Raw genomic sequence first — 15,107 nt, forward strand, 5'->3', positions numbered from 1 at the left:
GGATACGAGACGCCCGGTCTCGGCGATTCAGTCGTCGGCGAGGATGCTGTCGGGCTGGACGGCTCATCCGTGTGACCGGATCGCCATCCGCTCAGTCGTCTTCGAGGATGCTGTCGGGCTGGATGTCGATCCGCGCGCCCGTCAGCTTCGCGGCGAGGCGGGCGTTCTGGCCCTCCTTGCCGATGGCGAGCGAGAGCTGGTAGTCGGGCACGAGCGCGCGGACGGCCTTCGTCGCCTTGTCGATGACGAACGCCGACGACACCTTGGCCGGCGACAGGGCGCTGGCCACGAAGACGGGCAGGTCGCTCGAGTAGTCGACGATGTCGATCTTCTCGTCGTTCAGCTCGGTCTGCACGGCACGGACGCGCGCGCCCATCTCGCCGATGCAGGCGCCCTTGGCGTTGACGCCGGCCTCGGTGGCGCGCACGGCGATCTTGGTGCGGTGACCGGCCTCGCGCGCCAGCGACACGATCTCGACGACGCCGCTCGCGATCTCCGGCACCTCGAGCGAGAACAGCTTGCGGACGAGCGACGGGTGCGTGCGCGAGACCGTGATCTGCGGCCCCTTCGTGCCCTTGCTCACACCCGTCACGTAGACGCGGATGCGCGACCCGTGCACGTACTTCTCGCCCGGCACCTGCTCTTCGGGCGGCAGGATCGCCTCGATGGTGCCGAGGTCGACGTGCACCATGCGCGGGTTGGGCCCCTGCTGGATGACGCCGGCGACGATGTCGCCCTCACGGCCCTTGAACTGGCCGAGCACCTTGTCGTCGCCGATGTCGCGGAGACGCTGGTTGATCACCTGCTTGGCGGCGAACGCGGCGATGCGACCGAAGTCGCTCGGGCTGTCGACGGACTCGCCGACGACCTCGCCCTCCTCGTCGCGCTCGATGGCGAAGACGGACACGTGGCCGGTCTTCCGGTCTAGTTCGACGCGAGCAGCCGGAACGCGGCTCTCGGGCTGGTCCGTGTGCTTCAGGTAGGCCGTGAGGATGGCCTGCTCGATGATGCCCACGAGCTCGTCGAAGGGAATTTCACGCTCGCGCTCCATGAGGCGCAGCACACTCAGGTCGATGTCCACTGAGGGCCTCCACTATTCAGATCTGCAGGCTGCACGCGCGGTGGCGCACACAGCATCCCCCTACGGTACCCGAGTGAGGGGCGACCGCGGGACGGCCGGCCCGGTCGACCCGCGCCTCCTGGGCTCGGAGCCGAGGAGGCGCGGGTCGACCGCCGCTCAGACGGTGCGGGGAGCCGAGAGGGTCGCGACCGCCTCGGCCACGGGCACGGGGGTCCGCTCACCGGTGCGGCGATCCCAGAGCTCGACGATCCCCTCGCCGGCGGAGCGTCCGACGACGACGATCTGCGGGACGCCCAGCAGCTCGGCGTCGCCGAACTTGACCCCGGGCGAGACCTTGGGGCGGTCGTCGTAGAGGACGTCGAGTCGATGCGCCTCGAGATCGGCAGTGAGCTTCTCGGCGACCTCGAACACGACCGGGTCCTTGCCGGTCGCGACGACGTGGACGTCGAAGGGCGCCACGTTCGCGGGCCAGACGAGCCCCTTCTCGTCGTTGTTCGACTCGGCGATGACGGCCAGGATGCGGGTCACGCCGATGCCGTACGAGCCCATCGTCACCGTGGCCTGCTTGCCGTTCTCGTCGAGCACCTTGAGCCCCAGCGCCTCGGCGTACTTGCGACCCAGCTGGAAGACGTGGCCGATCTCCATGCCGCGCGCCGTCTCGATGGGACCGGAGCCGTCGGGGGCGGGGTCGCCCTCGCGCACCTGGGCGGCCTCGATGACGGCGTCCGGGGTGAAGTCGCGACCGGCGACCAGACCGGAGACGTGCACGCCCTGGCGGTTCGCCCCGGTGACCCAGGCGGAGCCGTCGACGACACGGGGGTCGACGACGTAGCGGATGCCCGAGTCGGACTCGAGTCCGAGCACCTGCGGGCCGATGTAGCCCTTGACGAGCACGGGGTTCTTCGCGAAGTCGGCGTCGCCGGCCGCGTCGACCTCGGCCGGTGCGAACGCCACCTCGAGTCGCTTCATGTCGACGTCGCGGTCGCCGGGCAGCCCGACCACGACGAGCTCGCGCGAGCCGTCGAGGTGGCTGAGCGCCACGACGACGTTCTTGAGCGTGTCGCCCGCCGTCCACTCGCGACCGTCGGCCCGGGGGTGGCTCTCGTTGAGCTGGTCGACGAGCGACGCGATGGTCGGGGTGTCGGCGGGCTCGAGCTCGAGCGCCTCGGGCAGACCCTCGAGCGCGATCGACTCGGGCACGACGGTCGTGAAGGCCTCGACGTTGGCCGCGTACCCGCCTGCCGAGCGCACGAAGGTGTCTTCGCCGACGGCGGTCGGGTGCAGGAACTCCTCGCTGCGCGAGCCCCCCATCGCGCCGGCGTCGGCCTTGACGATCACGTACTCGAGACCGAGTCGCGTGAAGATGCGCTCGTAGGCGTCGCGCTGGGCCTGGTAGCTGGCGTCGAGACCGGCGTCGGACACGTCGAACGAGTAGGCGTCCTTCATGGTGAACTCGCGACCGCGCAGCAGACCGGCCCGCGGACGGGCCTCGTCGCGGTACTTGTCCTGGATCTGGAAGAGCGTCAGGGGCAGGTCTTTGTACGACGAGTAGAGGTCTTTGACCAGCAGCGTGAAGGCCTCTTCATGCGTCGGCGCGAGCAGGTAGTCGCCCCCCTTGCGGTCTTTCAGGCGGAACAGCGCATCGCCGTACTCGACCCAGCGGCCGGTGACCTCATAGGGCTCGCGCGGCAGCAGAGCGGGGAAGTGCACCTCCTGAGCGCCGGCGGCGGTCATCTCGTCGCGGATGACGGCCTCTATCTTGGCCTTGACCCGGAGACCGAGCGGCAGCCAGGCGAACACGCCCGGGGCCTGGCGTCGGATGTAGCCGGCGCGGACGAGGAGCCGGTGGCTCGTCACCTCGGCATCGGAGGGATCTTCACGGAGGGTGCGGACGAAGAGCTGGGAGAGGCGTGTGGACACCGCTCCAGTTTAGGGGCGCACCCGGCGGCGGCGACGGTCGGGGCTCACCAGGGTCGCCCGTCGTACTCCCCCGGGTTCTGCTCGTAGTACCGCTGACGGTCGTTCTCCTGCTGCTGGTCGCGCTGGCTCTGCTCGCCCTGCTCGCGCAAGCGGTCGAGGGGGTCGGCGGACCCGCTGCCGCCTCCGTCCCCCTCGTCGGCGTCGCCGCCCTCGGGCTCCCCCTCGTCGCCCTGCTGCGGGTCGCCGCCCTGCTGCTCGCGCTGCGCCTCCTGCTCCTTCTCGCCGAGACGGCCGTCGGCCTCCTCGAGCGGTTCGGACGTGTCGGGCGCTCCCTGCTGCTCTGGGGGCTGGAAGCAGCCCTCGGGAGCCTCGTCGATGGCCTTCGCCCCTTCGAGGAACAGCGCCTCGGCGTCGTCGTACCGGAGTTCGAGCAGCGCCGCGTCGCCCTGCGCCTCGATGGTGAGCACGAGGTCGGTGCGGATGACGCACGAGATGGTCGGGTCGTCGGGTGCCAGCTCGAGCGCGGTGCCGAACTCGCGCCGGGCGACGTCGAGCACGCCGATCTGCGCGTAGCCGGTGCCCCGGTCGAAGTGGTGCACCCAGGGCTCGACGAGGTTCGCGACGCCGAGCGGCTCGCTCAGCGTCGTGCTGCGCTCGTAGGCGCGGTCGTCGTAGGCCCACTGCGTCAGCCCCGCGAAGACGGGCATGCTGAGCAGCTTCAGCGCGACGAGCAGGACCACGAGCACCACAGGCAGCGACCAGCCGAGCAGTCGTCGTCGGAGTCTCCGTCGGTAGGCGGTGATCCCGGCGTCGTCGAGCGTCGAGGGGCCGTGGTCGTCGACGGGCGGCGGCCCGAGCAGGGCCGTCATGATCTCGACCTCGTCGACGGGACCGGAGCCGGGGAGGCGCGGGTCGGCTCGTCCCGCCGCCCCCCGCGGATCTCGCCGAGCGCGCGCAGCACGAGCGCGATGTCGACGAGCACCAGCAGGAAGAGGGGCACCGCGGCGATCCAGTACAGCTCGGTGACGTTCTCGGCGCGGGCGTCGGTCGAGGTGACCCGCCCGTCGCGCGCGTCGGCCACGGCGGAGTCGACCGGGGTGGCGGCGTCACGGTGCACGTACGGGACGCCGAGCTGCGTCGCGATGGCGCCCAGCGCCTCCTCGTCGATGCGGGACACCGCGTCGGGAGACCCGGCCCGCGTGCCGTCGACGATGTACTCGTCGGCCGAGTAGTCGTCGCCGTAGCCGTCGAAGACCTTCATCCGCCCGCCCTCGTCGGTGCCGTAGCCGAAGACCGCTCCGCCGTCGACGTCGCCGGCGGCCTCGTCGAACGACTCGGGTTCGGCGTCGGCGGTCTGCTCGCCGTCGCCCAGGTAGTAGACCACGTTGGCGCGTCCGGGGTCGGTCTCGCGTGCCTCGGCCAGACGCTCGGCCAGGAGGTCGTTCGCCTCGCTGATCGAGCTGCCGGTCGAGTAGTACGTGATCTCGCGGTTCATGACCTCGACGGCCGTCACGACGGCCGCCGCGTCGTCCGTGAGCGGGGTCCGCAGCACGGCGGTGCTGTCGAACGAGATGAGCGAGAACCGGGCGCCGGCCAGCTGCTCGGCGATGGCCGTCACGTCGGCGCGCACGCCGTCGAGTCTCGGCTCGCCGTCGCCCCAGTCTTCGGCGGCGATGCTCGACGTGGTGTCGACGACGAAGAAGACGTTGAGGTCGGCGGACGACGCCTGCGCCGACCCGCCGGGCAGCCCCGGCCGCGCCGCGATCACCACGAGCAGACCGACGACGGCCAGGCGGCGCGCCCAGGCGGCTGCGAGCCGACGACCGCGCCGCTCGGCCGCGAGACGCCAGACCGCGAACCCGCCGAGGAGGACCCCGGCGACGGCCAGCAGCCACGTCGGCAGCACGGGGTCGAAGACGATCGACGTCACAGCCGCACCCGCCAGAGGAGCACCAGGGCGGCCAGCGCCGCCACGAGACCGGCGATCGCGAGACCGACGGGGTCGTCGGTGACCACGAGGCGCCGGGCGCCGGTGAACAGGCCGGCCTCGCGCGCGTCGATCTGCTCGACGATGCTCGCGACGCTCGTGTCGTCGTCGAGGGCGTAGTAGGCGCCGTCGGTCGCCTCGACGGTCGTCTTCAGCTCGGTCGCGACCTGATCGGCGACGGCGTCGGTCGAGTAGTCGGCCGGGTTGAGGGCGTAGACGCGGACGTCGCGGTCGGTCGCGAGCTCGCCGGCCTCGGGCAGGGTGACGAGCGCCCCGCCGTTGACGTAGTTGTCGGTCGCGAGGATGACCGAGCGGGGTCTGGTGCTCTCGCCGTCGTCGTCGAAGCCGAGCACGCACGAAGCCAGACCGTCGCCGATCAGACTGGCCCCCTCGCCGAGGTCGGTGCCCGACCAGTACCGCTTGCCCTCTTCTCCGACGGTGTCGAACGACTGGCGGTAGAGCTCGAGCTGGGTGCGGACGAAGTCGTAGTCGTCGGTCAGCGGGAACGCCGTCACCGACGAGCTGTCGAACAGCGAGAGTCCGATCCGCTCGCCGTCGAGCCCCTCCGCCAGCCGACCGAAGGTCTCGACGATCTGCGAGTCGACCTCGGTCATCGACCCCGAGACGTCGAGGCAGAGCACGATGTCCCGCTTGAACGACGGGGGCTCGACGACGTCGACGCTGGAGACGCGCGACGCGAGCAGCGCCGCGATCCCGCCGAGCCCGACGAGGGCCACCAGGGTCGCGATCAGCACCAGCCGGTAGCGGGCGACGAGACGGCGGTAGACGGGGAGGCGCGTGAGGCGTTCGCCGTGCGCCACGGGTGTGCCGAGGCGCCGCAGCCGATCGCGGTCGCCGCGCCGACGGCGGACCACCAGGACGGCCGCGACCGCCACGACGACCAGCAGCACCGGCGGCATCCACCAGAAGATCAGCCCCATGTCCGCACGACCTCTCGGGCGGTCTCGAGGGCCCGGGCCGGGTCCCCCGGGTGCAGGCGCTGGAAGGCCGGCGGGTAGAACTGCTCGACGGCGCCGGTCAGCCGTGGCAGCTCCGTCTCGCGGAGGTCGGCCAGGGTCATCACGTGCGTGTCGACGCCGTCGGTCTCGTGCACGAAGAACCGGAGCAGCAGACTCAACCGCGAATGGACGGCCCGTTCGTCGAGCTGACCCCGCTCGGATGCCATCGCCACGTCGTCGATCAACCCGAGGTAGCGGGCTCGCAGCGACGGGAGATCGACCGCGGGCCGACCCCGGAGGGCGAGCCGTGCCTCCGGAGGGAGCCGCCGGGCCGAGAAGCGCACGACGAACACGTACCAGCCGGCGATCAGTGCCAGCAGCAGCACGCCCACGATGGCGTAGAGCAGCCAGCCCTGGTACTGGTACGGGCCGAAGAAGCCGTTATCGTCGAGCACGGCGGTGCTTCTCGATCAGGGTGAACAGGGCCGCGACGACCTCGGCACGGCTCCCGACGCGTTCGCTGCTGATGCCGAGCGCGCGGAGCCCGCGCTCGGTCTCGTCGTGCAGGGTCTCGTCGGCACGGTCGAACTCGACCCGCAGCTCGCGGTTCTCGCGGAGGTAGGCCGGGAGACCGGCCATCTCGTGGACGTCGAACACCTCGGACGCGCGACCGCCCCGGGTCATCAGGTCGGCGTCGCCGACCGTCAGCCAGACGATCTCATGCTGCGCCCGGAGACGTCGGAGCAGCCGGGAGAGCCGGTCGTCGAGGGGGACGTCGTCGGTGACGACCAGCAGCATCGACCTCCGGCGGATGCCACGCGCGACCCAGTCGAGCACCCCGACGAGATCGCTGCGCGCCGAGTCGAGCGACACGCGCCGGTCGATCTGCCTCAGCAGCATCTCGAGGTGCGCCTCCGTGCCGCCCGACGGGAAGGCGCGGGTGCCCGACTCGTCGCCGGCGACGAGCGAGACCGTGTCGCCGTGCGAGGCGGCGATGTAGCCGAGGGCGCCGGCCGCCATGACGGCGATGTCGCGCTTCGTCTCGCCGCCGGCCGCGGTCGCCGCCATGTTGCGCCCGGTGTCGACGACGAGCACGAGATGCTGCCGGCGACTCGCGATGTACCGCTTGACCAGCGGCTCGCCGTGCCGCGCCGTGGCCTTCCAGTCGATGTCTTTGACGTCGTCGCCGGCCACGTAGGCGCGGAGATCGTCGAAGTCGTGGCTGCGACCGTGATGGATCGACGCGTACCCGCCCTCGAGCAGATCGAGCGATCGACGGTGCGCGCGGAGGGACATGGTGGTCCGCACCCGGAGCAGCAGGCTGGGCACGGTCGTCAGGGGGTCTGGACGGCGGCGAAGACCGCGTCGATGATCGTCTCGGGCGCGATCTCGTCGGCGGCGGCCTCGTAGCCGAGGATGACGCGGTGCCGCAGCACCCCGTGGCGGAGGTGCTTGACGTCTTCGGGGATGACGTAGTCGCGGCCGTGCAGCAGGGCCAGCGCCCTCGCGGCCTGCGTGAACGCGATGCTGCCGCGGGGGCTCGCCCCGAACTCGATGTAGTCGGCGAGGCTGCCCGGCAGGTACTGCTGCGGGTGGCGGGTCACGTAGACGAGCTGGACGATGTAGTTGACGATCGAGGGGTCGACGTAGACCCGTTTCGCCAGCCCCTGCAGGAACACGACGTCCTCGAGGGAGACCCCGGATCGCGGCTCGGGTGTCGCCTCGTCGTAGACGCCCGCCTCGATGCGACGGATGATCTCGGCCTCTTCGGCCGGTGACGGGTAGTCGAGCACCTCTTTGAGGAGGAACCGGTCGAGCTGGGCCTCGGGCAGCTGGTACGTACCCTCCTGCTCGATGGGGTTCTGGGTGGCCAGCACCAGGAACGGATGCGGCAGCCTGTGCACGACGCCGCCGATGCTCGTCTGCCGCTCTTGCATGGCCTCGAGCATGGCGCTCTGGGTCTTGGCGCTCGAGCGGTTGATCTCGTCGAGGAGGACGAAGTTCGAGTGGACGGGCCCCAGGCGCGTGACGAAGGTGGACTGCTGGGCGTCGTAGATCTGCGTGCCCGTGATGTCGCTGGGCAGCAGATCGGGTGTGCACTGGATGCGCGTGAAGCTCGCGGCGACGGACTGCGCCAGGGTCTGCGCGGCGGTCGTCTTGGCGAGACCCGGGACGCTCTCGAGCAGCACGTGCCCGCCCGTGAGCAGGGCGATGAGCAAGGTGTCGCGGAGCGACGTCTGCCCGACGACCTTGCGGGAGAACGCCTTCGAGACGGCCCCCACGACGTCCCGGGCCCGCTCGAGCTCGGCCGGAGCGATCGGACCCCGGGCGGGAGCAGGAGGCGGGGGCGTCGTCGTGTCCGTCACCCGCCCACTGTAAACCAGGCCGCCGACATGCCCGCCGGGTGGATCACCGATCGCGGACGACCGCCATGGGACGCCGCCGACACCCGCCGGGTCAGCGGCGCAGCGCCTTGCGGGCGAGGGTGTTCCCGAGGAACTGCACCAGCTGCACGAGCACGATGATCAGGAGGACGGCCGCCCAGGTGACCACCGGGTCGAACTGGCGGTAGCCGTAGAGCAGGGCGAAGGCTCCGAGTCCGCCGCCGCCGACGTAGCCCGCGACCGCGGACATGTCGACCAGCGCGACGAAGATGAACGTGTAGCCGAGCACCAGCGGCCCGAGCGCCTCGGGCAGGATGATGCTCCGGATGATGCGGAACGGTCCGGCTCCGGCGGCCCGGGCGGCCTCGATCACACCGGGCTGCACCGTCAGCAGGTTCTGCTCGACGATGCGGGAGATCGCGAACGACGCCGCGAGCGACAGGGTGAAGATGATCGCCGCGTTGCCGACCCCGCTGCCGACGGCCACCCGGGCCAGCGGCTGCGCGGCGGCCAGGAAGATGATGAACGGGATGGGACGGAAGACGTTGACCACCACGTTGAGCACGCCGAAGACGACCCGGTTCGCGAACAGCGCTCCCCCGCGCGTCAGGTAGAGGGCGAGACCCAGCACGAGTCCGCCGATGCCGCCGAAGAGCAGGGTCAGCGCGACGATGTAGACGGTCTCGTAGGCGGCCTGCCAGAGCAGGGGCTGGAGTTCGATCAGGGAGTCCATGTCAGCGTCCTTCCGGGGTCGCGAGCTCGGTCGCGGCCGGTCCGAGGTCGGCGAGGGCGTCGTCGACCGACGAGGGCGCCCCCGACAGGGCGAGCGTCAGCGTGCCGAACGTGCGACCGGCGATCTCGTCGATGCCGCCGTAGACGATCTCGAACGCGACGGAGTGCCGCGCGAGCACACCGAAGACGTGCCCCTGGTCGACCCCGCCCTCGGAGACCCGCACGGTCACGAGTCGACCGGGGTGCCGGGCGCGCAGCGCCGAGAGCTCGTCTCCGGCGGGGGCGCCCGCCACCACCGTCGACACGAACCGCCTCGTCGACGTCTCGCGCGGCGACGAGAACACGTCGAAGGTCTCGCCGATCTCGACGACGCGGCCCCGGTCCATGACCGCGACCCGATCGGCGATCGACTTGATGACGTCCATCTCGTGGGTGATCACCACGATGGTGATGCCGAGCTCGGCGTTGACGCGTCGCAGCAGCCCCAGCACCTCCTGGGTGGTCTCGGGGTCGAGGGCGCTGGTCGCCTCGTCGGCGAGCAGGATGCCCGGCGACGTCGCCAGTGCCCGGGCGATGCCGACGCGCTGCTTCTGCCCGCCCGAGAGCTGATCGGGGCGGGCGTGTGCCTTGTCGGCCAGCCCGACGAAGTGCAGCAGATCGCTGATCCGCCGCTGGTGCTCGGCCTTCGGCACGCCCGCCGCCTTCAACGGGAACTCGACGTTGCCCCAGACCGTCTTCGACGAGAAGAGGTTGAACTGCTGGAAGATCATGCCGATGCCGGCCCGCTTCACCCGGAGCTGCCGCTCGGACAGACCGGTGATCGGCGACCCGTCGATCTCGATCCGCCCGCTCGTGGTGGGCTCCAGGGCGTTGATCAGTCGCACGAGCGTGCTCTTGCCCGCCCCCGAGTACCCGATGATGCCGAAGATCTCGCCGTCGGCGATCTCGAGACTGACGCCGTCGACCGCCGTCAGCGGAGCCGCGCCCTTCTCTCGGGGCGGATACGTCTTGACGACGTCGGTCAGGGTGATGGCGGGCATGGGTCTCCTCGTCACGGGGGGAACGGAGCCGACCCGCGCACCGGAACGGCACACGGGTCGGACGGGGTCGAGGGCGGCGTCAGCCGTTCTGCTCGACGAGCTCTCGCGTGTCGTCGAGCGACGACTGGAGGTCGGCGACCGGCACCTTGACGGTCACGGCGGTGCCGCCCGAGTTCTCGACGACGCCGTCGGTGACCGACTGGGTGTCCTGATAGATCTCGACGAGCTTCTTGTAGGTCTCGTCGTCCTCGTCGGCCGCACGGGCGGCGAAGACGTTGACGTAGGGCAGCGCGGCCGGGTCGTTGGGGTCGTCCTGCGCGATGACGTCCTCCGACGAGAGACCGGCCTTCGTGGCGTACTCGTTGTTGATGATCGCCCCGTCGAAGTCCGGGAGCGACGTGGCGGCCAGGTCGGCGGCGACCGGCGTGACCTGGACGGTCGAGGCCTCGGTGTCGATGTCGTTGATGCCCGAGAAGGCGTCGCCGCCGCCCTTCAGCTCGATCAGGCCGTTCGACTGGAGCACGAGCAGCGACCGCGCCAGGTTGCTGGCGTCGTCCGGGACGGCGATGGTGTCGCCCTTCTGGAAGTCGCTGACGTCGGTGTACTGCTCGGAGTACAGCGGCAGCGGGTAGATGGCCGTCGAGCCGATCGGCACGAGGTCCGCATCGGCCGCGACGTCGTACTGCGCCAGGTACACGATGTGCTGGAACTGGTTGAGGTCGACCTCGCCCTCGGTCAGCGCGGGGTTCGGCTGCTCGTAGCTGCCGAAGTCGACGAGCTCGACGTCGATGCCCTCGTCGGCGGCCGCGTCGACGAACGTCTGCCAGTACGGGTCGCTCTTGCCGACGACGCCGATGCGCACGGTCTCGTCGCCCGATCCGCCCCGCGAGACGGCGAAGCCGATGCCGACGGCGGCCAGCACGAGCACGACGACGACGATGATCGCGATGAGGCGGCCCGGGCCCTTCTTCGGGGCGTCGATCAGGGGGGTGGCGTCGGTCATGGGGATCCTCTCGATGGCACAGGGAAGCCCCGAGGCCGGCTGCTGTGCGGACCATCGAGGCACATCCATGATGACGCACCGGGGCGGCACCCGCCCACGCGGGGGTCACACGGCGACACATGCGACGGCGAGCGGTGGCGTCGTCGGGCCGGGACGCCGAGGAGGCGCGGTGCAGGTCGACCTGCACCGCGCCTCCTCGGCAGGGGCGCCTGGCACCCCGTGGCTCGCGTCTAGACGGTCAGCACCTGCGGTGACCCGGTCTCGCCCGGGGGCATCTCGGCTGCGAGACGGTTCGCCTCGTCGATCAGGGTCTGGACGATCTCGGACTCGGGGACGGTCTTGATGACCTCGCCCTTGACGAAGATCTGGCCCTTGCCGTTGCCGGAGGCGACGCCGAGGTCGGCCTCGCGGGCCTCGCCCGGGCCGTTCACGACGCAGCCCATGACGGCGACACGCAGGGGCACGGTCATGCCCTCGAGGCCATCAGTGACGTCGTTGGCCAGCTTGTAGACGTCGACCTGGGCGCGACCGCAGCTGGGGCAGCTGACGATCTCGAGCTTGCGCTCGCGCAGGTTGAGCGACTGGAGGATCTGCAGACCGACCTTGACCTCTTGCGCGGGCGGCGCGCTGAGGCTGACGCGGATGGTGTCGCCGATGCCCTCGCCCAGCAGGATGCCGAACGCCGTGGCGGACTTGATCGTGCCCTGGAACTCGGGGCCCGCCTCGGTCACGCCGAGGTGCAGCGGCCAGTCACCGCGCTCGGCGAGCTGACGGTAGGCCTTGACCATGACGATCGGGTCGTTGTGCTTGACCGAGATCTTGAAGTCGTGGAAGTCGTGCTCTTCGAAGAGCGAGGCCTCCCAGACGGCGGACTCGACGAGCGCCTCGGGGGTCGCCTTGCCGTACTTCTGGAGGATGCTCGGCTCGAGCGACCCCGCGTTGACGCCGATCCGGATCGAGACGCCGGCCGCCTTCGCCGCCGCCGCGATCTTGCCGACCTGGTCGTCGAACTTGCGGATGTTGCCCGGGTTCACCCGGACCGCCGCGCAGCCGGCGTCGATCGCCTGGTACACGTAGTTCGGCTGGAAGTGGATGTCGGCGATGACCGGGATCTGGCTCTTCTTCGCGATGATCGGAAGGGCCTCGGCGTCATCGCGACTGGGCACGGCGACACGGACGATGTCGCAGCCGCTCGCCGTGAGCTCGGCGATCTGCTGCAACGTGGCGTTGATGTTGGGAGTCGGCGTGGTGGTCATCGACTGCACGCTGACCGGGGCGTCACCGCCCACGAGGACCTTGCCCACCTTGATCTGCCGCGTCTTGCGGCGCGGGGCGAGGACTTCGGGGACCTTCGGCATTCCGAGATTGACTGCTGGCACGAGCCCAATCGTAAACCTCGGCGCTGGGCGCCGAGTGACCGTCAGCCGAACAGATCGATCGGGTTCACGATGTCCGCGTAGATGAGCAGCACGCTCATGCCCCCGAGGAGGATCACGACGGCGAAGGTCAACGGGATCACCCTGGCCGTGTCGACGGGCCCGGGGTCGGGTCGGCGGAAGAGCTTCGCGAAGCCCCGGCGGACGGCCTCGACGAGCGCGCCGGCGATGTGACCGCCGTCGAGCGGCATCAGCGGGATGAGGTTGAAGACGAAGAGCGCCACGTTCAGACTCGCGAGCAGGTTGACCACGTAGGCGGCCCGGTCGACGATCGGCACCGAGTCGAGGCTGACGATCTCGCCGGCCATCCGCCCCACGCCGACGACGCTGACCGGCCCGTTGGCGTCGCGCTCCCCGCCGCCGAAGGCCGCCTCGGCGACGCCGACGAGTCGCTGCGGCAGGTGGATGATCAGGTCGACGACGTGCGTGACGTTGTTCCACACGGCGGGCAGCACGGCGGTCACGGGCTGCCGCGCGGTCTCGGTCGCGAACCCGATGCCGACGAAGCCGACCTCGCGCGTCACCGGGGTGCCGTCGGCGGCCTCCTCGTACTGACCGGTGCTCTCGTCGACGACGTACCGCTCGGAGAGGGTCGGGGTCACCTCGAGCGTCTGCTCGGATCCGTCGCGGTCGACGACCACGTCGAGGGTCGTGTCGGCGGAGTCGCGCAGCACGGCGGCGATCTGGTCGCCGTCGCTCATGGTCTCGCCGTCGATCGACACGATGCGGTCGCCGTTGCGGAGGCCGGCCGCGAACGCGGGCGCCGGTGTGGCGTCGGCGGGGCACGAGGTCGCCGTCGACCCCGCGGGGAGGACGCACTCGTTGACGAGACCCACGGTCGTGCTCTCGCGCGCCACCCCGAACCCGCAGAGGACGACGCCGAACAGCACGACCGCGATGAGCAGGTTCATGGTCGGCCCGCCGAGCATGATGATGACCCGCTTGTAGACGGGCAGCCGGTAGAACGTGCGCTCTTCGTCGCCCTCGTCGATGGTCTCGGCGCTGGCCGTCCGGGCGTCCTGGACGAGCGTCTGGAAGAACCCGGTGCTGGATGCCCGACCGGCCTCGCCGTTCTTCGCCGGCGGGAACATCCCCGACATCGAGATGTAGCCGCCGAGCGGCAGGGCCTTGACGCCGTACTGCGTCTCGCCCCTCGTGCGCGAGAAGAGGGTCGGACCGAAGCCGATCATGTACTGCCCGACCTTCACGCCGAACCGCTTCGCCGGGACGAGGTGACCGACCTCGTGCAGGGCGATCGACACGGCGAGGCCGACGACCATGATCAGGACGCCGACGATGAAGAGCAGAACGGTGAGCACCGGGCAAGGGTAGCCGTGCCGAGCCGGGAAGCGACCACGGGACCGCCCTGGCGATGCTGGGAACTCGCGCCGCGCCTCCTCGGCTCCGCCTCGCCCCGCCTCCCCTCGCCCTGCCTCGCCCCGCAGGACGGGCGGAGGCTAGCCGGCGAGCAGCGCGTCCGCCTCGGCGCGCGCCCAGCGCTCGGCCTCGAGCACGCCCTCGAGGGTGCTGGGGCCCGCGTCGTGCCGGTCGACCACCTCGCGGACGGTGTCGAGGATGCCGAGGTACCCCACACGACCCTCGTGGAACGCCAGCACGGCCTGCTCGTTCGCGGCGTTGAAGACCGCCGGGAACGTCGCGCCCGCCCGGCCCACCTGCTTCGCGAGCTCGACGGCGGGGAACGCCTCGGCGTCGAGGGGCTCGAAGGTCCACGAGGAGGCGGTGGTCCAGTCGAGGGGTCGACCCACCCCCGCGACGCGGTCGGGCCACGCCAGCCCGAGCGAGATCGGGAGTCGCATGTCGGGCGGCGACGCCTGGGCGATCGTCGAGCCGTCGACGAACTCGACCATCGAGTGCACGATCGACTGCGGGTGCACGGTGACGTCGATGTCGTCGTAGTCGACGTCGAAGAGGAGGTGCGCCTCGATCACCTCGAGACCCTTGTTCACCATCGTCGACGAGTTGGTCGTGACGACCAGACCCATGTCCCAGGTGGGGTGGGCCAGGGCCTCGGCCGGCGTGACGTCGGCGAGCGACGCCCGCGAACGACCCCGGAAGGGCCCGCCCGACGCCGTCAGCACCAGGCGCCTGACCTCGGACGACGCACCGGACCGGAGGGCCTGCGCGATCGCCGAGTGCTCCGAGTCGACCGGCACGATCTGGCCCGGTCGGGCCCGCTCGCGGACGAGGTCTCCCCCGACGATCAGGCTCTCCTTGTTCGCCAGGGCGAGCGTCGCCCCCGAGTCGAGCGCGGCGAGGGTCGGCGCGAGGCCGACGGAGCCCGTGATGCCGTTCAGCACGACGTCGGCCTCGACGTCGCGGACCAGCGCGACCGACTCGTCGGTGCCGAGGGCGACGTGCTCGACGCCGAAGCGGGCGGCCTGCTCGGCGACGAGGGCCCGGTTGGTGCCGGCCGAGAGACCGACCACGTCGAACAGCTGCGGGTTCTTCTCGATCACGTCGAGCGCCTGGACGCCGATCGAACCGGTGGAGCCGAGGATGGTGATGCGTCGCATGAGGCCACCCTAGGCCCGAGGCGCCCGGGCT

14 protein-coding genes are annotated in these 15,107 nt (G+C 70.8%); all 14 read right to left on the reverse strand.

The annotated features are described in order from the left end of the window. Positions 1-91: 91 nt before the first annotated feature. Entirely contained in the window at positions 92-1,081 is a 990-nt protein-coding gene (nusA, locus tag SOM13_RS12850; protein ID WP_192058055.1) for a transcription termination factor NusA, read from the reverse strand. A gap of 156 nt (positions 1,082-1,237) precedes the next feature. Then, positions 1,238-3,001, reverse strand: coding sequence for a proline--tRNA ligase (locus SOM13_RS12855; RefSeq protein ID WP_320479940.1), 1,764 nt, complete (start codon positions 2,999-3,001; stop codon positions 1,238-1,240). A 44-nt stretch (positions 3,002-3,045) separates the two neighbouring features. Next, entirely contained in the window at positions 3,046-3,870 is an 825-nt protein-coding gene (locus SOM13_RS12860; RefSeq protein WP_320479941.1) for a hypothetical protein, read from the reverse strand. Next, positions 3,867-4,931, reverse strand: coding sequence for a VWA domain-containing protein (locus SOM13_RS12865; RefSeq protein ID WP_320479942.1), 1,065 nt, complete (start codon positions 4,929-4,931; stop codon positions 3,867-3,869). The genes SOM13_RS12860 and SOM13_RS12865 overlap by 4 nt, the downstream gene beginning before the upstream one ends. Beyond that, positions 4,928-5,929, reverse strand: a complete 1,002-nt coding sequence (locus tag SOM13_RS12870; RefSeq protein ID WP_320479943.1) for a vWA domain-containing protein — start codon at positions 5,927-5,929, stop codon at positions 4,928-4,930. The genes SOM13_RS12865 and SOM13_RS12870 overlap by 4 nt, the downstream gene beginning before the upstream one ends. Then, entirely contained in the window at positions 5,920-6,402 is a 483-nt protein-coding gene (locus tag SOM13_RS12875) for a hypothetical protein (protein ID WP_320478321.1), read from the reverse strand. Before SOM13_RS12875 ends, SOM13_RS12870 begins: the two co-directional genes overlap by 10 nt. Further along, positions 6,389-7,276, reverse strand: a complete 888-nt coding sequence (locus SOM13_RS12880; RefSeq protein WP_243215116.1) for a DUF58 domain-containing protein — start codon at positions 7,274-7,276, stop codon at positions 6,389-6,391. Before SOM13_RS12880 ends, SOM13_RS12875 begins: the two co-directional genes overlap by 14 nt. A 5-nt stretch (positions 7,277-7,281) precedes the next feature. After that, the gene (locus SOM13_RS12885) at positions 7,282-8,313 is read right to left on the reverse strand and encodes a MoxR family ATPase (RefSeq protein ID WP_320479944.1); all 1,032 of its coding nucleotides are present in this window, start codon (positions 8,311-8,313) and stop codon (positions 7,282-7,284) included. A 91-nt stretch (positions 8,314-8,404) separates the two neighbouring features. Beyond that, positions 8,405-9,064 (reverse strand): methionine ABC transporter permease, encoded by a 660-nt coding sequence (locus SOM13_RS12890; protein WP_192058070.1) that lies wholly within the window; start codon positions 9,062-9,064, stop codon positions 8,405-8,407. 1 nt (position 9,065) lies between these two features. Beyond that, a complete protein-coding gene (locus tag SOM13_RS12895; RefSeq protein WP_192058072.1) occupies positions 9,066-10,103 on the reverse strand; it encodes a methionine ABC transporter ATP-binding protein in 1,038 nt (345 codons plus the stop codon). A 79-nt stretch (positions 10,104-10,182) separates the two neighbouring features. Continuing rightward, entirely contained in the window at positions 10,183-11,106 is a 924-nt protein-coding gene (locus tag SOM13_RS12900) for a MetQ/NlpA family ABC transporter substrate-binding protein (protein WP_320479945.1), read from the reverse strand. Positions 11,107-11,336: 230 nt separating this feature from the next. Beyond that, a complete protein-coding gene (gene ispG / locus SOM13_RS12905; RefSeq protein WP_182501110.1) occupies positions 11,337-12,485 on the reverse strand; it encodes a flavodoxin-dependent (E)-4-hydroxy-3-methylbut-2-enyl-diphosphate synthase in 1,149 nt (382 codons plus the stop codon). 41 nt (positions 12,486-12,526) lie between these two features. Beyond that, the gene (locus SOM13_RS12910; protein ID WP_320479946.1) at positions 12,527-13,861 is read right to left on the reverse strand and encodes a site-2 protease family protein; all 1,335 of its coding nucleotides are present in this window, start codon (positions 13,859-13,861) and stop codon (positions 12,527-12,529) included. 138 nt (positions 13,862-13,999) lie between these two features. Next, the gene (gene dxr / locus SOM13_RS12915) at positions 14,000-15,076 is read right to left on the reverse strand and encodes a 1-deoxy-D-xylulose-5-phosphate reductoisomerase (protein ID WP_192058076.1); all 1,077 of its coding nucleotides are present in this window, start codon (positions 15,074-15,076) and stop codon (positions 14,000-14,002) included. Positions 15,077-15,107: the final 31 nt, after the last annotated feature.

Origin of the sequence: Frigoribacterium sp. CFBP9030 (assembly GCF_034045195.1) — a bacterium.
In the GTDB taxonomy this organism is placed as follows: Bacteria; Actinomycetota; Actinomycetes; order Actinomycetales; family Microbacteriaceae; genus Frigoribacterium.